Annotated in this window: 17 protein-coding genes; 10 read left to right on the top strand and 7 right to left on the bottom strand. The window is 63.2% G+C overall.

Translation table 11 applies throughout. The annotated features are described in order from the left end of the window. Positions 1-143: 143 nt before the first annotated feature. The 3 genes from PQQ95_RS35280 (at position 144) to PQQ95_RS35270 (ending at position 1,779) form a co-directional block, all read left to right on the top strand. On the top strand, positions 144-632 hold the full coding sequence (locus PQQ95_RS35280; RefSeq protein WP_408446669.1) for a molybdopterin-dependent oxidoreductase: 489 nt from the start codon (positions 144-146) through the stop codon (positions 630-632). Positions 633-725: 93 nt separating this feature from the next. Further along, positions 726-1,328 carry a nitrogen fixation protein NifQ gene (locus PQQ95_RS35275; protein WP_408446666.1) on the top strand — a complete coding sequence of 201 codons (603 nt, stop codon included), beginning with the start codon at positions 726-728 and terminating at the stop codon, positions 1,326-1,328. A gap of 127 nt (positions 1,329-1,455) precedes the next feature. Continuing rightward, entirely contained in the window at positions 1,456-1,779 is a 324-nt protein-coding gene (locus tag PQQ95_RS35270) for a winged helix-turn-helix domain-containing protein (RefSeq protein WP_408446663.1), read from the top strand. A 33-nt stretch (positions 1,780-1,812) separates the two neighbouring features. Here PQQ95_RS35270 and PQQ95_RS35265 read toward each other — a convergent pair whose 3' ends face one another. The 3 genes from PQQ95_RS35265 to PQQ95_RS35255 form a co-directional block, all read right to left on the bottom strand. Continuing rightward, positions 1,813-3,165, bottom strand: coding sequence for a DUF2325 domain-containing protein (locus PQQ95_RS35265; protein WP_408446660.1), 1,353 nt, complete (start codon positions 3,163-3,165; stop codon positions 1,813-1,815). Positions 3,166-3,305: 140 nt separating this feature from the next. Next, a complete protein-coding gene (locus PQQ95_RS35260; protein ID WP_408446657.1) occupies positions 3,306-3,899 on the bottom strand; it encodes a hypothetical protein in 594 nt (197 codons plus the stop codon). 162 nt (positions 3,900-4,061) lie between these two features. After that, on the bottom strand, positions 4,062-4,949 hold the full coding sequence (locus PQQ95_RS35255; RefSeq protein WP_408446654.1) for a LysR family transcriptional regulator: 888 nt from the start codon (positions 4,947-4,949) through the stop codon (positions 4,062-4,064). Between the two features lie 109 nt (positions 4,950-5,058). Here PQQ95_RS35255 and PQQ95_RS35250 point away from each other — a divergent pair, with 109 nt between their 5' ends. The 3 genes from PQQ95_RS35250 to PQQ95_RS35240 all read left to right on the top strand — a co-directional run bounded on the left by PQQ95_RS35250 (position 5,059) and on the right by PQQ95_RS35240 (position 8,349). Then, positions 5,059-6,663, top strand: coding sequence for an MFS transporter (locus PQQ95_RS35250; protein WP_408446652.1), 1,605 nt, complete (start codon positions 5,059-5,061; stop codon positions 6,661-6,663). A gap of 236 nt (positions 6,664-6,899) precedes the next feature. Continuing rightward, a complete protein-coding gene (locus tag PQQ95_RS35245) occupies positions 6,900-7,379 on the top strand; it encodes a nuclear transport factor 2 family protein (RefSeq protein ID WP_408446649.1) in 480 nt (159 codons plus the stop codon). Positions 7,380-7,473: 94 nt separating this feature from the next. Continuing rightward, complete coding sequence (locus PQQ95_RS35240) at positions 7,474-8,349, top strand: 2OG-Fe(II) oxygenase (RefSeq protein WP_408446646.1); 876 nt, start codon at positions 7,474-7,476, stop codon at positions 8,347-8,349. Positions 8,350-8,357: 8 nt separating this feature from the next. Here the strand turns inward: PQQ95_RS35240 and PQQ95_RS35235 are convergent, their stop codons facing one another. From PQQ95_RS35235 to PQQ95_RS35220, 4 genes are all read right to left on the bottom strand, one after another. Beyond that, positions 8,358-9,002 (bottom strand): cation diffusion facilitator family transporter, encoded by a 645-nt coding sequence (locus tag PQQ95_RS35235; RefSeq protein WP_408446643.1) that lies wholly within the window; start codon positions 9,000-9,002, stop codon positions 8,358-8,360. 243 nt (positions 9,003-9,245) lie between these two features. Beyond that, on the bottom strand, positions 9,246-9,680 hold the full coding sequence (locus PQQ95_RS35230) for a GNAT family N-acetyltransferase (RefSeq protein WP_408446641.1): 435 nt from the start codon (positions 9,678-9,680) through the stop codon (positions 9,246-9,248). 109 nt (positions 9,681-9,789) lie between these two features. Next, the gene (locus PQQ95_RS35225) at positions 9,790-11,229 is read right to left on the bottom strand and encodes an MFS transporter (protein WP_408446639.1); all 1,440 of its coding nucleotides are present in this window, start codon (positions 11,227-11,229) and stop codon (positions 9,790-9,792) included. A gap of 270 nt (positions 11,230-11,499) precedes the next feature. Then, positions 11,500-12,381, bottom strand: coding sequence for an isocitrate lyase/PEP mutase family protein (locus PQQ95_RS35220; protein ID WP_408446636.1), 882 nt, complete (start codon positions 12,379-12,381; stop codon positions 11,500-11,502). Between the two features lie 204 nt (positions 12,382-12,585). On the opposite strand from PQQ95_RS35220, the gene prpR reads away from it, so the two are divergent. From prpR to PQQ95_RS35200, 4 genes are all read left to right on the top strand, one after another. Next, positions 12,586-14,616, top strand: coding sequence for a propionate catabolism operon regulatory protein PrpR (gene prpR / locus PQQ95_RS35215; protein WP_408446726.1), 2,031 nt, complete (start codon positions 12,586-12,588; stop codon positions 14,614-14,616). An 82-nt stretch (positions 14,617-14,698) separates the two neighbouring features. Next, a complete protein-coding gene (gene ahpC, locus PQQ95_RS35210; RefSeq protein WP_054035375.1) occupies positions 14,699-15,262 on the top strand; it encodes an alkyl hydroperoxide reductase subunit C in 564 nt (187 codons plus the stop codon). A gap of 149 nt (positions 15,263-15,411) precedes the next feature. After that, a complete protein-coding gene (gene ahpF / locus PQQ95_RS35205) occupies positions 15,412-17,004 on the top strand; it encodes an alkyl hydroperoxide reductase subunit F (protein ID WP_408446634.1) in 1,593 nt (530 codons plus the stop codon). A gap of 391 nt (positions 17,005-17,395) precedes the next feature. Next, positions 17,396-18,550, top strand: coding sequence for an alkane 1-monooxygenase (locus PQQ95_RS35200; RefSeq protein ID WP_408446632.1), 1,155 nt, complete (start codon positions 17,396-17,398; stop codon positions 18,548-18,550). The last annotated feature ends 105 nt before the right edge of the window (positions 18,551-18,655 follow it).

Genomic DNA, 18,655 nt, shown 5'->3' with positions numbered 1-18,655 from the left:
ATGCCGGCGGCGTGGCCGATATGCCTGGCGATATAGTGCGTATCGATGCGGTTTTGCACCGGGGCGGCCATCGCAGCGTAATATACACACAGACATAACGAGTGAACAAGCTGCTCAGGCATCAATGCTGGAGATAACCACGTATGGATAGTGTGAATGTGATTGCCGCGCCTGCCGTCGAAGGCGCACTCGTCCTGAGCGGGCGGTTCCAGCGAACGCTGTCTTTCGATCTCGAACGGCTCAAGGGTTACGAAAGCGTGCTAGCCAGGCCATTCGATCTGCGCTGTTACACGACAAACCGTTTCATCCGCAGCGTCGAGCCTTATCGCGGCGTGCGTCTGACCACATTGATCTCGGAAGCGGGCCTGCCGAACGAGGTGCCGGGCGAGTTCAAACGTACCGTGTTCGTGGCGGTGGGGCACGACGGCTACGTCGTGACGTTCTCGTGGCACGAACTGTTCAACACGCCGGTGGGCGAGGGTGTGCTGGTCGCATACGAATGCGGTGGCCGCACACTCGATGCTGAAGACGGCGCGCCGATTCTATTTTCCGGTTCGGATATTCTGCCCGCGCCACGCCATGTCAAACGCCTCGCGCGTATCGAGGCGCACGTCCTGAAGCCTTTGGCGTAGCTGATTCGAGCGACGGGCGTAATATGGCTCGGTGTTCTTCATCGTGTTGCCGCCATGTCTGACGAACGCCTTTCGCCTGTTGCGGAACCTGCCGTGCGCAGCCCTGAACTGCTGCGTGCGACGCTCGATGCGCAGGTTGCCGAATGCACGGCGAAGTGGCTGGCCGCGGCCACGGACGCCGCCTCACCCGATACCCGATTGTTCGCGAAGCTGATTGCCGCGCGCGACGTGCGGCATGAGCTTGTGCTGCTGGGGTTGTCCCAGCCGGTGTGGCGCGCGTTGCTGGAGCGGCATTTTGTGCGGGCACCTGCGTCGATGCTTGCGTCCCTGCCTGCATTGCCGCCCGTCGACACCACTGAACACGCGGTATTCGTCGACACGCTAAACGCGTTGCTGCTCACGCATGCCAGCACCGCCGTCGACCCGAACGACGCGCACTGCCTCGCCTCGATCATCGCTCACGCGTGCTTGCGGCCGGATCACCTGTGGCGCGACCTCGGCCTGGCGGGCCGTGAAGAAGTCACATGGATGCTGACGCGTTATTTCCCGACGCTCGTCGTGCGGAATGTCGATAACCTGCGCTGGAAGAAATTCCTCGCCCAGCAACGTGCGCTTTCGTTAGGGCTTCAGCCCGGTCCGGCGCCCGGTTGCCCAGGCTGCGAAGACTACGGACATTGCTTTCCCGGCCACGACTGATGGCCATTCAGCCAGGGTGGCAGGGCGAGGCGGTTCGTGTATGCTTTTGCGCATGGCTGATACCGCGAAAACCAAACTAGGATCCGCAGCACAATCCGCGAAACCGCGCCCCGAAGTGCGCTTCAGAATGCGCATCCGCAGCGGTGACGCCGTTGCGCTCGGGCCGGGCAAAGTCGAACTGCTCGAAGCCGTGCGTGAATACGGGTCGATCTCGGCTGCGGCGCGCAGCCTTGGCATGTCGTACCGGCGCGCATGGCTGCTGATCGACGAGCTGAACCGCTCGCTCAAGGCGCCCGCCACGCACTCGGAGCAGGGCGGTCAAAGCGGCGGCGGCTGTACGCTGACGCCGGTCGGCGAAACCATCATTCGTCTGTACCGCGACGTCGAAGTCGAGGCGCAGCGAAGTTGCGCGAAGCAGATCGCTGAACTGACCCGGATGATTCGCTCCTGAGTGTGGCAGGGCGGCTGAATAACCCCGCGCCGCTCAGCCGTGCCGCAGGCAAAACGCCGAGGGCGGCGGATTGCCCAACTGGGCAAGAGGCTCGGAGCGCAGCCGGTCCACCAATTCGACAAAGCTCGCCACGCTCGCTGTGCGCAACGGGTGATAGTCGATCTGGTGGCGCTCGCACACCCGTTTGAGCGTATTCATCGAATCATGATCGACGCAGTCGACCGGGAACACGACGATATCCGCTCCCGGCAATGCGGCGGCAAGCAGACCTTTGCGATCTTCCACGCCGCCGTCGTGCACCACGAAATCACCGCCGGCGGCCTCCACCAGCCGCTTGAGCGCGGCATTCGAGCCGGGGCGGCCGCCCACATACACAATCCGTTTGCCGCGCAAGCTGTCGAGGCTGGCTTGCCGCGTCTGCACGCCATTGCTGCTATCCGCTGCATCCACCGTCGCGCGTTCCAGCGCGTCGCATTCGTTTTGCACCAGCAACAGCTGAGCCAACGCCTGATCGTGGCTCTTGCGTAATGCGAGTGCCGCGCTTTGTTCCTGCAGCACGCGCTGTTCAGCGGCCTCACGGCGGCTCGTATGCAGGGCCACCCGCTGGTCGCTGTCGGCCAGCTTGTCGCGCAGCCTCGCTATCTCGGCTTCGAGATCGGTGGGGTCCGTCGGCGTCTGCCGCGCGGCCAGGGCAGTGAGCTGCGCGATCTGCTCGTTGAGCGCGGCGATCGTTGCGTCGCGCTGCATGCTGATCTCCTGCAAACGGCGTTGTTGCTGCTCGACTTTCTCTTTCAACCCGGCGTTTTCCGCTTCGAGCGCAACCAGCCGGCGGATATCCGCACGATTCGCCGCGCCGACCAGATGCGACAGCATGTGCAATTCACCAAACGCTTTCTGGCGCACCTGCAGGGTCGCGCACGGATGCGTCATCAAGGCCCAGTAAGCAGGCGGAATCTCGCCGCTTTTCAGCGCTTCGTCCCAGAGTTTCAGCAGCTCGACATCGTCGGCGGCCTTGTCGAAGCGGCGGATCGCCGTTGCATAGTGCTCGTCGAGCAACTTGTGCAAGGCTTTGGCGCCCGCGCCGCCATCGATTGCGAGTTCGACGGCCGAGTGATGAATCTCCAGATCGCTCGCGTCCCGGCGATCGAGGCCGGTGAATTTAGGCACCAGCTTGCGCAATTCGTGCGTGCTCAGACAGGTGCCGATGATCGAACAATGCAGTTGGCCGTCGAGATCGGCAAGGCGCGCGCGCCGTTTGGTGGTCGGTAGCAACGCCTTGGGCGGCGTGCAGCACGGATCGGCCGCTTGCAAGCCGGTACCGGCAAGCTCGTCGCCAGACAGTTTGAGGCGCGATGGCTGGGCGAGACGAAACGGGGGCGTGTGCATGAGGACCTCGAATACGGTTCTGGCGTCAGGCTGACTGAACGTGCGTGCTGGACATGCCCGCGATGCAAGCGCTGCCGGCGATATATTTGAAAAGATATAGCGATCGGCGGAAGAAAACGTTCATATGCGCTAACGGCGAATTATTCGTTGGGATGGACTGGCGTGGGCTCAGCGCGCGATTTGCGCTGAGTGACCTTGGCGGAAGCAGCGGCGGACGCGGTGACAGGGGCGGCCGCAGCACGGCCGGCGGCGCGCCGGACGACGGCTGGCCCAGTGCTGCCGGCTGCCCGTGCATGCTGCTCCAGAACGTGCCCGACACACAGGCCGATAAACGCCGTATCGAGCCGTTCGAGTTCCACTACCACCTTGCGTAACGCGGCCAGGTCGTTGCTGAACACGTCCGAGAAAATCGCATCACGGAGCTGTTCGGCCGAGCGCGCTTCTTCGATCGCGGCTTTCAGGTCGCGCAGACGGACGAAAGCCGCCGCCTTGGCCTGCTCGACGAGGATCGACAGCAACTGGTTCAATGAATGCGAACCCGAGGTGCCCACCGAGGCGAAATTCAACTGGTCATCCGTCAGCATCAGCACGAAGCGTTGCACGCTGCCGTAAAGGCGCCGGTAAGCGTCCACGACATCGCGGATCAGTTCGGCGCGGCCCCGTTCGGAGGCCGACTTTACCGCGACGATGGGCGACGAAAGTCCTTTCGGGCGGCGGCCCGCCGCGTCGGACACTGTAGATCGCAATGTGGGTCGACTACGCACTGCTGCTGGCTCCTGCTTCCTTGTTTCGCTTTGCCGGGCGTGCCTGACGGACATGCCGCCACGCTCCGCACAGCCTACCGTGATATTCGACAGGATATAACGAAAGACGCGAGGAGGGTAGCGCAGGCCTTTTTATCGGCCTTGCGAGAACGCGAGAGAGAACGCCAGAAACGCCCGCACGGCCGGCGCCCGTTCGAACTTTCGGTAGGCGATGGCAATTTCCGAGGCAATCGGTTTGCCGGCGATGTTCCGGTAGACGACGCCCGGCAACGCGATGCAGTCAGCCAGGGTATTCGGCACGACCGCCACGTTACCGCCTAGCGAGACGCAGGCCAGCACCGCCGCGAGCGTGCCGGGGCGGGGTCCGAGTCGCGGCGCAAAACGGCCGCGCCGTGCGACTTCAAAGGTGCCGGCTTCCTGTTCTGGCAGCACGAAACACTGGTCGCGTAATTGCGCGGGCTTGATATCGGGTAAACGGGCGAGTGCGCAATTTTCCGGCAGCGCAAGAACGAACGTATCGCGATGCACGGTGCTTGCCTGAATGCCTTCGACGAGCGGCATCGGCGGGCGCACGTAGGCCGCGTCGAGGAGGCCGTCGCGCAGCATCTCGGCCGCGCCGTCCATGGGCACTTCGCGAATCGAAATGTCGACGCCCGGATACTGGGCGCGAAAGCCGCCGACCGCCCGTTGCAATACGCCCGCATAGGCGGCCGAGGCCACGTAGCCGACTTCGATCCGTCCCAACTCGCCGCGCTCGGCGAGAATCGCACGCTCTTCGCCGCGCGCGAGGTGGTCGAGCGCGCTGAGCGCTTCGGCGAGATAGGCACTGCCTGCCGCGCTCAATACCACCGACCGCTTGGTGCGATGAAAGAGCCGTACGCCGAGCAACCGCTCCGCTTCCTGGATCAGCTTGGTTAGCGTTGGGGCAGTGATGCCTAATTCATCCGCAGCGCGGGAGAAGTGCAGATGCCTTGCGACGCAAACGAATGCGTGGATATGGCGGAGTTCGAGCTTTCGCATGGTTGCCGGTATTGCTCTATTAGCTAATTATTCTGTGATTTTATGCCAATGACAGGCAATAGACGCTTCGCTACCATCGGATCACCCTGATTCGACTCCGCGTGCCTGTATGTCATCCCCGTCACCCCTTTCCACGTTGCTGGCGCAACCGTCCGGCTCCCGTGACGCCAAAGACCCGGAACCCGTCAACGCCGCGTTCGTGCTGGCTACCGCATCGGCAACCTGTGCGCTGATCGTGCTCGATACCAACGTCGTGGCCGTTTCCTTGCCATCGATTGCACGCTCGTTTCACGCGAGTTTTGCCGATGTCGAATGGGTGGTCAGCGCGTATATGGTCGCTTTCGCGTCGTGTCTGCTGCCCGCGGGCGGCCTTGCCGACCGCGCCGGCCGTAAGCGGATGTTGCTGCTCGGGCTTGCGGTATTTTTTCTCGCTTCGCTCGGTTGCGGCGCGGCGCCGTCGGCGGCGATGCTGAATGTAGCGCGCGCGGTCAAGGGCGTCGGCGCCGCGATGCTGCTCACCGCGGCGCTTGCCGTGATCGCGAACACCTTTCACGAAGGACCCGCGCGCGTGCGGGCATGGGCTGTGTGGGGCACCTGCATGGGTCTTGCGACGACGGTGGCGCCGCTCGTCGGCGGCGTGATTACCCAATGGCTCGGCTGGCGCTGGATCTTCCTGCTGAATCTGCCCATATGCGCCGTACTCGCGTGGTGCGCGTCGCGCTCGATTCGCGAGTCGCGCAATCCCGAGCCCGGTCCGCTCGATGCCGCCGGCAGCATCCTGTTCGGCCTTGCGCTCGCGCTCGGCATCTGGGCGTTGATCGAGGTGCCGACAGACGGCCTCGCGAGCTGGACAACCGGCGCCAGGCTCGCGGCCTGCGCGCTGCTGTTTGTCGCATTCGTCCAGGTGCAACGTTCGCGGGCGCATGCGATGGTCGACCTTGCGCTGTTCCGCCAGCCGCGCTTTGTCGCGGCCGTGCTCGCGATGTTCGGCTACGCGGCCTGCGCTCAGGTGATGATGACGTTCTTGCCGCTGTATCTGCAGAATGCGTTCGGCCTGTCGGCGGTGAGGGCGGGCGTCGGCATGCTGCCGTTCGCGCTGTCGATGGTGCTCGGACCGTACATCGGCGCGGCGCTCGCGAGGCGCTTGTCGGGCATGGCGCTGCTGTCGGCCGGGCTGCTGCTGATCGCGGCCGGCAATCTGTTGACGGCGCTGGTCGCCGGCGATGCACGCTATGCGCTGGTGGCGCTCGGCATGATCGTGACCGGGCTGGGTGCGGGGATCATGAACGGCGATACACAGAAGGCCATCATGGCGTGCGTGCCGCCGGATCGAACCGGCATGGCGTCCGGCATCAGCACGACGACGCGCTTCACGGCCATCGTCACCTCGGTGGGCGTGCTGGGCGCGGTGCTCGCGGCCCGCACCCACGCTGCGTTCGTAGTGAGCACGTCAATGACGGCCGATATCAGCGCGGCGCTCGACGCCGGTTTCATGTCGCGCCTGCTGGCGGGCGATATGGCGCAGGCCACCGCGCATCTGCCGCCCGCGCTGCGGGCCACGGTGGTGTCGGCCGCGCATGCGAGCTTTGCCAGTGGCTTTGCCGCGGCGCTTTATCTGGCCGGCGCGGTGGGGGTGTCGATTGCCGCGGGCGTATGGCTGCTGGGTCGCAGAGGCGAAACTGCACGGGTGCGCAGGATGGCTGCGAACGGGTAGCGAGGCAATCGCACCGTGCGCTGGATCGATTCACCACTGCCGAAGCTGTGTGGTGCGCCGCCGGCGCTCTGGCGTTGATCGATGCAGCAACGGTCTGGTGTCGAAGCCGCCGGCGCGCCCCTGGCCGCCCCGTTTTCCGATATTGTGTGCTGCTCGTGCGCGCCCGAGTCCCGGCGCGCACGCCTTTCCAGGCCGTTTCCATCACCGGCTGACCGGCTAACGCACTGCACAAGAAAATGAGCCATCCCAACACCGAATTGATCGAGCGTTTTTACACCGCATTCCAGCAGCGCGACGCCGAAGCGATGGCTGCCTGCTATGCCGACGACGTGGTCTTCAGCGATCCGGCCTTTGGCGAACTGCGCGGCGAAGAAGCCCGCGACATGTGGCGCATGCTGGTATCGCGCGCGCAAGACTTCTCGCTGACGTTCGACGGCGTCGAAGCCGACGAGCTGCACGGCCGCGCCCACTGGGTGGCCCGTTACACATTCAGTCAAACCGGCCGCACCGTGGTCAACCGCATCGACGCCCGCTTCCGGTTTCGCGAAGGCCGCATCGTCGAACATCGCGATACGTTCGATCTTTGGCGTTGGGCTCGTCAGGCTTTGGGGACCAAAGGCGCGTTGCTCGGCTGGACGCCTTTCGTGCAGCGCGCAATCAGAGCGCAGGCGCGAAAAGGTCTCGACCTCTATCGGCGCAGGCAGCGCAGCGCGTAACACTGAATGCGTTTGCCTCGCGCCATCCACCCAGCCTTGCTATGAGCCGTCCAGTTGATGCAGTATTTCGGGACATGGACAAGCGGGGAGTGGTATGCCGGTAGTGGATGCGTCATGGGAAACGTGGCTGAGCAGCAACGTCGCGCGCGGTTGCAGCATCGACTCGATGATCGATGCGATGGTGCAGGCCGGTTTCGCCACGGAAGCCGCGCGCGCCGAGGTGCACAAAGCGTTCGGCATGAATCCGGCGGATGCAGCGGGTTCGCCGCCGGCGACTGAGGCCGCGCGGGCAAAAGCCGGGCCGCAAACGTACCACTATGACGCGTCGCCGGTTGCGCGCGGCAATGTGATCCGTGCGCACGATCGCGACGTCCGCGTGTTGATGCGCTGCGAGCGGCCACAAGTGATCGTGTTCGCGGATGTCTTGTCGCCCGACGAATGCAACGAGATGATCGAGCGCTCGCGCCATCGGCTGAAACGGTCAACTACTGTCAATCCCGCCACCGGCAAGGAAGACGTGATCCGCAACCGCACCAGTGAAGGCATCTGGTACCAGCGCGGAGAAGACGCGTTTATCGAAAAGATGGACCGCCGCATTGCGAGTCTGATGAACTGGCCGGTTGAAAACGGCGAGGGACTGCAGATTCTGCATTACGGCACGACCGGCGAATATCGTCCGCACTTCGATTATTTCCCGCCCGATCAACCCGGCAGCGCGGTGCATACCGCCCAGGGCGGCCAGCGAGTGGCGACCCTGGTGATCTATCTGAATGACGTGCCCGACGGCGGCGAAACCATTTTCCCGGAAGCGGGCTTGTCAGTCGCGGCAAGGCAAGGCGGCGCGGTCTATTTCCGCTATATGAACGGCCAGCATCAACTCGATCCACTGACCTTGCACGGCGGCGCGCCAGTGCTCGGCGGCGACAAATGGATCATGACGAAGTGGATGCGCGAGCGCGCCTACGGCTGAGGCACGCACTATTCGGCCGCATGCGGCGCCGCGGTTTTTTCCGCCGCGCCGGCTGACAGTTGCCGCAACGCGCTGCGCGCGCTGACGCATCCCATGCGCATGATCATCAGACCGATCGCCGCGCCGGCCACATGATCGAGTACGGGCATCCCCGCTATGCCGCCGGCCACACCCAGCGTCGCGACCAGCGCCGACACCGCATCCATTCGCGCATGCCATGCACTGGCCAGCAGAATCGCCGAGCCGGTGCGCTGGCCTTCGGCGCGCATGTAGCGGAATAGCGCTTCCTTGGCGATCGTGACGAAGCCGCTGACGGCGAGCGCGCAGACCTGCATCGCCGTGTTGCCGCTCAACGTGACGGTTTGCCCGATGCTGTGCCAGAGCATTTCGCCCGCTGTGATAATCAGCAGGGCGGCGATGAAGAGGGATGCCACGGCCTGTGCGGCGCTGCTGTCTCCTTCACGCGGCGTTGTGTTCAGCTGTTTCGAACTGAGAACCAGCACGATCAGCACGACGCTGTCCGCGGCCAGATCGCTCAAGGTGTGGATGCCGTCGGCGAACAGTCCGTCCGAATGTGCTGTCAGGCCGATGGTGATCTGTATCGCCATGAGGAAAGCGTTGAGCAGCGCACTGGCGGAGGCGGCTTTAAGCACGGCGGCCGCCTTTTATGATGCGGCTATGGCTGTCGCGGTCGCGCACGGGGGACTGTGGCATGGGGTCGGGACGGGTTAGGTTGTCGCAGGAAAGTACCCGTCGAACGTGGCGCGCCGATGACAGTGCTGTAACGGCCGCCGGCGGTCTGGCCCACCTCGTCCGTTGGCGGCCGGTCGTCAATCCCGCGTTTCCTCTCCCGCTAACGGACGGCCTGGTCATCCACCGCCCGCGCTTCGCCTCGCCTAAGTTGCGCGGTAAACGTCCGGGTTATGCCGTTCCATATAACGCTCCGGCGTCGCCAATCCCTTGAAGCCGTGCGGCTCGTAGACGTGGTGAGCGTCTGTTGTCACCAGCACGATTCTTCGCAAACCGGTGAGCGACGGGCTGTCGAATATATGCTTCATCAACGCTGACGCGTAGCCCTTGCCACGGTATGCCGGCAGCACAAAAACATCGCACAGGTAGGCGAAGGTTGCCTCGTCCGTTATCAGGCGCGCAAACGCGATCTGCTTGCCTTCGATATATGCGCCGAAACATAGCGACCCCGCTATCGCCCGGTCGAACGTTTCGCGGGGCATGCCCTTCGCCCAGGCTGTTTCCTGCGACAGGAACGCGTAGACCATCTCCGTGTCGAGGTCGGTCTTGTTGCTCGAAATCGTCAGGTCGTCTGCTTGCACCGCGTGTCTCCGCTTGTTCTGATCAGGCCATTAAAGGATGCGGCGCCGGTTGATGCCGCTGCTGCAACTTCGCTTCAAACCCTTCCGCCGTTCCGGCCTCGCTGCGAGGTCAACCCTTCGCCGGATCTTCGGCGCCGCGCGAACCGCCGCCGATGCTTTGTCCGGCATCGTGCGCGAGACCCAGGTAGCCTGTCACGGACACCAGCGTCAGCACGCCGGCAAACAGAAACGCCAGACGGAAATCGTCCAGGGTGAATACACGGCCGGTCGTCTCGCCGTTGAAGAACGCCGCCGCGCGCAGCGAGACGGCGCCGAAGGCGATGCCCAAACCGATCGTCATCTGGGCAGCGGCGCTCCATAGCGTGCTGGCCGCGCTCATCTGCGGCTGTGCGACGTCGGCGTAGGCTAGCGTGGCAAGCGTCGAGAATTGCATCGAGCGCGCAACGCCGTAGATGAAGACGACGAACAGCACCAGCACGAGCGGCACGTTCGGCGTCAACAGTCCGCAGGCAATGATGAAAATACCGGCCACCGCCACATCGACAATCGACACCATGCGGAAACCGTAGCGTTGCAGGATACGCGTGGTCAGCGCCTTCATACCGAGGTTGCCGAGCGCGCTCGCGAGCAGCAACAGGCCCGACTTGAACGCGGACAAGCCGAAACCGATCTGGAACAGCAGCGGCATCAGATACGGCACTGCGCCGATGCCGATCCGGGTGAACGAGCCGGTCACCACCGTCACGGAAAAAGTCGGGATTTTCAGCGTGGATACGTCGATCAGCGGATGCGGGTGACGTTTGGCATGCTGGAACGCCACCACGCCCATCAACAATCCGCCGGCGATGAACGCGCCGGCCACCCAGGGATTCTCGCCAGGCTGGCTCGCCAGTTCAGCGCCATACAGAATCGCCGTCAGCGTCGTGGCGCTCAGCAGCAGGCCGACGATGTCGAGCGGCTTGCGTTCGGTGCCACGCAGGTTCGGCACCAGCGCGAGCGCAACGGCCATCGCTGCCAGACCGAACGGCACGTTCAACAGAAAGATCCAGCGCCATGACGCATAAGTGGTAATGAAGCCGCCCACCGGCGGTCCGACCACCGGCGCGGCAATGGCCGGCCAGGTGATGGTCGAAATCGCCTGCATCATCCGGCTCTTTTCCGTGCTGCGCACCACGATCAAACGGCCCACCGGCACCATCATCGCGCCGCCCATGCCTTGCAGCAGCCGCGCGGCGGTAAATTCGGTCACGTTCTGCGACAAGCCGCACAACACCGAAGCCACCGTGAACACGCCGATCGCGCTGAAGAACACCGTGCGCGAGCCGCAGCGGTCGGCGACCCAGCCGCTCACGGGGATGAAAATCGCCAGCGCCAGCATATAAGCCGTCATGCCGAGGCTCAGGCTGTTCGGTCCGACGCCGAACGAGTGCGCCATCTGCGGCAATGCCGTGGCGATCACCGTGGTGTCGAGATACTCCATGAAGAAGGTGGCGGCCACGATATACGGCAGCCAGCCGACGTGCGAATTGCGTGCGCCGCCGCCGGTCATTGCGCCGTCCTCAGCACTGTGCCGTTGCGTGTGTATTCGATGACGCCTTCAGCGTCTTTAGCGTGGCGGCATATCCGGCGCGATTGTGTTGACTTCATGTTCTTGCGACAACCTTTTTAAAACGTGCTTCCGGCGTCCCTCAGTAGACGGGTAATGAGGTCGCGGCCTGTCGGTACCAACCCCGCATCGTAACGCAACAATTCGCGATACATAGCGGCGCACAGCAGCCCACGATAAGCAGCACGCCGGAGACACGGCTTTTCTTCCTGCTCAATCCTTCGCCGCGTATTCCCGGTCGAGCTTGTCGTACAGCGGCTTGTTCACCAGACGCTGGCGTTCGCTGAACGGTGCGACCAGCGTCGCGTCCTCATCGAGGCGGCCGTTGCTCTGCAGCGTGCCGAGCGCGCGCTGCATGCCTAGCACCGCGCCTTGCAGCGCCGCGTTCGCGTACAGCACGATGCCGTAGCCGAGCTTGGCGAGCGCTTCACGCGATTGCACCGGCGTCTTGCCGCCGATCACGATGTTGATCAGTTGCGGCTTGTCGAACAGCCCCGGTAGACGTTCGATGTCGGCGAGCGATTCGGTCGCTTCGATAAACAGAATGTCCGCGCCGGCTTCGATGAAGCGATGGCCGCGCTCGATCGCATCTTCAATGCCGTGGACCGCGGCTGAATCGGTGCGCGCCATGATCTGCAGGTTGCCGTCTTCGCGGGCGTCGACGGCTGCGCGGATCTTGCCGACCATCTCGCTCGTGCTGACGACTTCCTTGCCGGCGAAGTGGCCGCATTTCTTCGGCATGATCTGGTCTTCGAACTGGATCACGTCGGCGCCGCTGCGTTCGAGCACGCGCACGGTCTGGCGCACGTTCAGCGCGTTGCCGAAGCCGGTGTCGGCGTCGACGATCAGCGGCAGCGCGACGGCGTCGCGAATCCGCGCGCAATGTTCGGCGACTTCGGCGAGGCCAATGAAGCCGAGGTCGGGCAGGCCGAGCGACATATTGGTGACACCTGCGCCGGTGATGTAGATCGCTTCGAAGCCGGCATCCTCAATCACGCGCGCGCTCATCGCGTTGAACGCGCCCGGCACGAGCAGGCCCTGGCGTTGGTTGACTTTGGCGCGGAAGGCGGCGCGGCGGGTGGCGGAAGTGCTCATGGCGGTGTGTCTCCAGATGGGAAGTAAGGGATAGAACGTCAGGCACCAATCGCAGGAACTATGCCATTCGCCGGTGTCCTGGGATTTATGCCAAACAATCAGCAACTTAGGTCGAGTAGGGGTGACGGCGCGGTTCGTGGCAGAATGCCGGAGTGTTCCATGAAACGTTTCGTGGAACGTTCCAGCTACGACCGGAGCGTTGCGATGTCCACCTTCACGTCATCCCTTGCCAGTCCCCATTCTGGCCTCCCGGGCGTTGCTCTCGTCAGTATCAGCCGCTTGCAATCAGTTTGCGAGACAGTCGCGCCGCGTTATGCCGATCGCGCGAGGTTCTTTTCGGTGCGGGAGGGTTACGGCGCTGCTGTCACGGCCCTGCAGGCCTATGTGGACGCGGGTTCGGTCGACGTCGTGCTGGCCGCCGGATCGAACGGCGCCTACCTGCGCGACAACCTGAGCGTGCCGGTGGTGATGGTCAAGGTGAACGGTTTCGACGTGCTGAGCGCGATCACCCGCGCCACGACCACCTGGCCGGGGGCCCCAATCGGCCTTGTCCTGCACGAAACCATTTCGCACGAACTCGCGGACCTGAGCGCGTGGTTGAACGTCGGCCTGAAACAGCGTGCGTACCGTTCGATCGACGAGGTGCGGCTCGCCGTTGCGGACCTCGCGGCAGAGGGTTGCAGCGTCATCATCGGTCCCGGCATGGCCTGCGATGTTGCCCAGCAAGCCGGTCTGGAGAGCGTTTTCCTGTACTCGCTGGGCGCGGTCGAAGAAGCGTTCGAACGCTCGGTGGAACTGGCGCGCGTGAGCCGCCAGAAGGAATCGAAGCGGGTGCGGTTGAACACGATCGTCGGCCACCTGCGCGACGGCGTGGCCGCTTTCGACGACGCCGGCCAACTCGAAGCCGTCAATCCGGCGATGCTCGATCTGCTCGGCCTTGACCGCGACCAGGACATTCCGACGCAATTGACACGCGCAGTTGGCCCGCTGCTGCGCGAGACGTTCGAACATGGTTTGCCGGTGGAGGAGCGTATCGAGCAGATCGGCGGCCGTGCGCTGATCGTCAACTGCGTGCCGATCGTCGAGCAGGGCTTGCGCTCGGGTTCGGTGGTGACGGTGCAGGACGCGCTGGTCGCGCAGCGGATCGACCGCTCGCTGCGCACCAGCCAGCGGCCGAAGCATCTGGTCGCACGGCATCATCTGGACGATTTGATCGGCAGCTCAGCGGCGCTAGAGCGGGTGCGGCGGTTAGCGCGTGCAGGTGCGGCTCACGACGCCACCGTACTCTTGAGCGGCGAAAGCGGCACCGGCAAGGAACTGGTTGCGCAGGGCATCCACAATGCCAGCCGGCGGCGCGGCAATCCCTTTGTCGCCTTCAATTGCGCGGCGTTGCCCGAAGGGCTGATCGAAAGCGAACTGTTCGGTCATGAAGAGGGGGCATTCACCGGCGCGCGCCGGGGCGGCAAGCCGGGCCTGTTCGAAATCGCCCACACCGGCACGATTTTTCTCGACGAGATCGGCGAGATGCCGGCGGCGCTGCAAAGCCGGCTGCTGCGCGTGTTGCAGGAGCGTGAAGTCATGAAGCTCGGCGCCGGGCGTGCGACTCCGATCGACGTGCGGGTGATCGCCGCCACGCATCGCGATCTGCATGCACTGGTCGAGCAGAGTGTGTTTCGCGCGGACCTGTATTTTCGGCTGAATCTGCTTCAGATAGAATTGCCGCCGCTGCGTGAACGGCGGGGCGATGTCGCGCCACTGGCCCGGCACGTGTTGAAGCGCAGCGCGCTCCAATATGGGCTGTCGGATGCCGCGCTCGAGCGGGTGTTGACCTTCCTCGCCCCCTTGTTTGAGCACTATGCGTGGCCTGGGAACGTGCGGGAACTGGAAAATCTGCTGGCGCGCGCCGCGATTTATTTGAGCGATCCGGCCAGCGAAGGCTGGCAGGACTTGCAGGCGGTGTTTCCGGAATTCGGGCGGATGCGGCAGACGGCCGCGGACGTGCAGGGAGCCATGACTCCCGCGCACGTCGCCCGCGACCCTTCGGCCCGTCGCGCACCCACCCGCGAAGATGTCATGCGCGCCCTCGAACAGGTTGGCGGCAATCGCGCCGCAGCAAGCCGGGCGCTGGGAATTGGCCGCACGACCCTCTGGCGGCTCATGAGAGACGGATCCCAGGATTGGTGCGACGCAATAGTCACCGGTAGCCAGTCAAATAGTAATAAACTATCGAAATAATTTAAACACACCGCTTTACCTATTAAGCGGTGTCTGAGATACTGACTCCACTTTCCAACCACTTCGAAAGAGGACTCAGTAAATGCCGATCATCAATAGTCAAGTCAAACCGTTCAAGGCACAGGCTTATCACAACGGCGATTTCCAGACCGTTACTGAAGAAAGCCTGAAGGGCAAGTGGTCGGTTTTCGTTTTCTACCCGGCTGACTTCACGTTTGTGTGCCCGACCGAACTGGGCGACCTGGCCGACCGTTACGCCGAATTCAAGAAGCTCGGCGTCGAAATCTACAGCGTGTCGACCGATACGCACTTCACGCACAAGGCATGGCACGACACGTCGGACACGATCCAGAAGATCAAGTACCCGATGATCGCTGACCCGACCTTGGCCATCTCGCGCAACTTCGACGTGCTGATCGAAGAAGAAGGTCTGGCACTGCGCGGCACGTTCGTGATCAACCCGGAAGGCGAGATCAAGCTGGCCGAAATTCACGACAACGGCATTGGCCGTGACGCTGGCGAACTGCTGCGCAAGGTGCAAGCTGCGCAATACATCGCGGCTCACCCGGGTGAAGTTTGCCCCGCCAAGTGGACGCCGGGCGCAGAAACGCTGACGCCGTCGCTCGACCTGATCGGCAAGATCTAAGGTCTAAGCCTCCCGCAGTAAGCGCCTCACGGCGCATCGCCGTGCGGACCGCGTTTTACAGCGGTTCGTACGCTCCCGGGCCGCGTGTCTCCTATCCGGATGCGCGCGGCGCCCGGGACCCAACACCCCTCGTCACGGAATCGAAAGCCATGCTGGACGCCAATCTCAAGACTCAGTTGAAATCCTACCTCGAAAAGGTTAGCAGGCCTATCGAGATCGTTGCGTCGCTCGACGACAGCGCGAAATCGCAAGAGCTGCTGGCGTTGCTGAACGATATCGCGACGTTGTCGGAACGCGTCACCGTGATCGAGCGTCGCGGCGACGACGAACGCAAGCCGTCGTTTTCGATCGGCGAGCCGGGTAAGGAAACGGGCATCCGTTTCGCCGGTATTCCGATGGGGCATGAATTCACGTCGCTCGTCCTCGCGCTTTTGCAGGTCGGCGGCCATCCGGTCAAACTCGACGATGCGGTGATCGAACAGATCCGCAATCTCGACGGCGACTATCAATTCGAAACGTATTTTTCGCTGTCATGCCAGAACTGCCCGGAAGTCGTCCAGGCACTGAACGTGATGGCGCTGCTCAACCCGCGCATCCGCCACGTGGCGATCGACGGCGCCTTGTTCCAGAACGAAGTCGAAGCGCGCCAGATCATGGCGGTACCGACCATGTTCATGAACGGCGAAGTGTTCGGCCAGGGCCGCAGCGGCGTGAAGGAAATCCTGGCGAAGCTCGACACCAATGCCGGTGCGCGTGCGGCTAAGGAACTGGAAAAGAAGCCGGTGTTCGACACGCTGATCGTCGGCGGCGGCCCCGCCGGCGCGGCTGCGGCGATTTACTCGGCGCGCAAGGGCATTGCGACCGGCGTGGTGGCGGAGCGTTTCGGCGGTCAGGTGCTCGATACGCTGGCGATCGAGAACTTTGTCTCCGTGACGGAAACCGAAGGACCGAAGTTCGCCATGGCGCTCGAACAGCACGTGAAGAGCTACGAAGTCGACATCATGGACGTGCAGCGCGCTGAAGCGCTGATCCCGGGTCGCATCAATGAAGTGCGTCTGGCGAACGGCGCGGTGCTGAAGGCGAAGACGATCATTCTGGCCACCGGCGCCCGCTGGCGCGAAATCAACGTGCCGGGCGAGCGCGAATACCGTAACCACGGCGTGGCGTACTGCCCGCACTGCGATGGTCCGCTGTTCAAGGGCAAGCGCGTGGCGGTGATCGGCGGCGGTAACTCGGGCGTTGAAGCGGCGATCGATCTCGCGGGCCTCGTGCGCGAAGTGACGCTGTTCGAATTCGGCGCACAACTGCGGGCTGACGAAGTGCTGCAACGCAAACTGCGCAGCCTTGCCAACGTGACGATCGTCACGCAGGCACAGACCACGGAAATCACCGGCGACGGCAAGAAGGTCAGCGGGTTGGTGTACAAGGACTTGCGTTCGGGCGAAACGAAAAGCATCGAACTCGAAGGTGTGTTCGTGCAGATCGGTCTCGTGCCGAATACCGAATGGCTGAAGGGCACGGTCGAATTGTCGAAGCACGGCGAGATCGTCGTCGATGCGCGCGGCGCAACGTCGGTGCCGGGCGTGTTCGCTGCCGGCGACGTCACCACGGTCCCGTTCAAGCAGATCGTGATTGCGGTGGGCGAGGGCGCGAAGGCATCGCTTTCGGCGTTCGATCACCTGATCCGCAGCAGCGATGAAGATGAAGTGGTGAGTGAAGCGGAAACTGAAGCGACGGTTTGATGGGGTTGTGTGAGCAGAGAAGAACGGCGGCCTTCGGGTCGCCGTTTTTGTTTGTTGTGGGGCGATGCTCGCTAATATGAATTAGGCCCACCGAGGTCAAGCTGCGCGACAGCCTGCTCTGGCGCCACGGGAGTCCCAAGTCCGAGCCTTGCATCCCTGATGCCGTTTGCGCCGCCCCAAACACCCGTTTCATTCCCCCGCTCGAAGCCCACCCCGAATGCCACACCAAACGCCCCTTCGTTTGGAGCCTCCCATCTAGGCCAATTCCTTGGCTATCCCTCCCGCCAGGCCATATAAATCTGTGAGTCGGGCAATGTCCCGCCGACATGCGTACTGGCTCACAAGCACACAGCTTGCTGACGCCCGGCGACATAAAACAAGGAGGGAGACAATGGCAACATCGCAAGCGGCCCCCGCTCGGTGGGTCGACGGCAAGCGCTATCTGTGGCTGCTCGGCGCGCTTACCATCACCTTGCCGCTGCACGCCGCCAATCTGGCGTTGCAGACCGGCTGGCATATTTTCTGGTGGTTTGGGCCGATTTTCGTGTTCGGCATTATTCCGGTGCTCGACTACCTGATCGGTGACGATCCAAGCAATCCGCCTGAGGAGGTCGTCCCCACGCTCGAACGGGAGCGCTATTACCGCCGCGTGGTCTATCTCGCCACCTTCATCGAATACGTATCGTTCTTCGGTGCGGTGTGGATTGTCGGCACGCACGCGCTGACGTGGTACGACTATCTCGGCTTTGCGCTTTCACTAGGCGCGGCAACCGGCGTGTCGATCAACACTGCGCACGAGCTCGGTCACAAGACCGACGGCTTCGAACGATGGCTCGCGAAGATCACGCTGGCGCCGGTCGCCTACGGTCATTTCTTCGTCGAACACAATCGTGGACACCACGTGCGCGTGGCTACGCCGCCCGATCCGGCGAGCGCGCGCTACGGCGAATCATTCTGGCGTTTTCTGCCAAGGACAGTATTCGGCAGCATCGCGTCGGCCTGGCGTCTCGAGAAGCATCGGCTCGAACGCCTCGGCAAATCGCCGTGGACATGGCGCAACGAGGTCTTGCACTCGTGGGCCATGACGGTGGTGCTGTGGGGCGCGATGATCGCGCTGTTCGGTAAAACGGTGATTCCGTTTCTGTTGATTCAGGCGGTGTACGGGGCTTCGCTGCTCGAAGTGGTGAATTATCTGGAGCACTATGGGCTCGGCCGAAAACAACTCGCCAGCGGCCGGTATGAGCGCTGTCAGCCGCAACATTCATGGAACAGCAATCGCATCGTGACGAATCTGTTTCTGTACCAGTTGCAGCGTCACGCCGATCATCATGCGAACCCAACGCGTTCTTATCAGGCTCTGCGTCATTTTGATGGCGCGCCGCAATTACCCTCCGGTTACGCGACGATGATCATGCTCGCCTATGTGCCGCCATTGTGGTTTCGCGTGATGAACCCACGTGTGGTCGCACATTATCAAGGCAACATGGCGCAGTCGAATATCCGACCGGCGATTCGTGAGCGCGTATTGGCGCAGTTTGCCGGCTAGCGGGAACTGCTGCATACAACAAAAGAAGCCGCCCGGCCAAATGGCGGGCGGGGTGGTTATCGGGCTTTCCGAATACCTGCCGTGCAGGCGTAACGCCTGTGTCTT

The sequence above is a fragment of the Paraburkholderia caffeinilytica genome (genome assembly GCF_046030355.1).
GTDB classification, from domain to species: domain Bacteria; phylum Pseudomonadota; class Gammaproteobacteria; order Burkholderiales; family Burkholderiaceae; genus Paraburkholderia; species Paraburkholderia caffeinilytica_B.
This window is presented reverse-complemented; position numbering and strand designations above follow the sequence as displayed.

Coding starts and splice junctions, on each gene's coding strand:
- PQQ95_RS35250 (WP_408446652.1), top strand. CDS start 5,059: ATGTCATCCCCGTCACCCCTTTCCACGTTGCTGGCGCAACCGTCCGGC.
- PQQ95_RS35255 (WP_408446654.1), bottom strand. CDS start 4,949: ATGCGAAAGCTCGAACTCCGCCATATCCACGCATTCGTTTGCGTCGCA.
- PQQ95_RS35225 (WP_408446639.1), bottom strand. CDS start 11,229: ATGACCGGCGGCGGCGCACGCAATTCGCACGTCGGCTGGCTGCCGTAT.
- PQQ95_RS35240 (WP_408446646.1), top strand. CDS start 7,474: ATGCCGGTAGTGGATGCGTCATGGGAAACGTGGCTGAGCAGCAACGTC.
- PQQ95_RS35280 (WP_408446669.1), top strand. CDS start 144: ATGGATAGTGTGAATGTGATTGCCGCGCCTGCCGTCGAAGGCGCACTC.
- PQQ95_RS35220 (WP_408446636.1), bottom strand. CDS start 12,381: ATGAGCACTTCCGCCACCCGCCGCGCCGCCTTCCGCGCCAAAGTCAAC.
- prpR (WP_408446726.1), top strand. CDS start 12,586: ATGTCCACCTTCACGTCATCCCTTGCCAGTCCCCATTCTGGCCTCCCG.
- ahpC (WP_054035375.1), top strand. CDS start 14,699: ATGCCGATCATCAATAGTCAAGTCAAACCGTTCAAGGCACAGGCTTAT.
- PQQ95_RS35270 (WP_408446663.1), top strand. CDS start 1,456: ATGCGCATCCGCAGCGGTGACGCCGTTGCGCTCGGGCCGGGCAAAGTC.
- ahpF (WP_408446634.1), top strand. CDS start 15,412: ATGCTGGACGCCAATCTCAAGACTCAGTTGAAATCCTACCTCGAAAAG.
- PQQ95_RS35245 (WP_408446649.1), top strand. CDS start 6,900: ATGAGCCATCCCAACACCGAATTGATCGAGCGTTTTTACACCGCATTC.
- PQQ95_RS35200 (WP_408446632.1), top strand. CDS start 17,396: ATGGCAACATCGCAAGCGGCCCCCGCTCGGTGGGTCGACGGCAAGCGC.
- PQQ95_RS35265 (WP_408446660.1), bottom strand. CDS start 3,165: ATGCACACGCCCCCGTTTCGTCTCGCCCAGCCATCGCGCCTCAAACTG.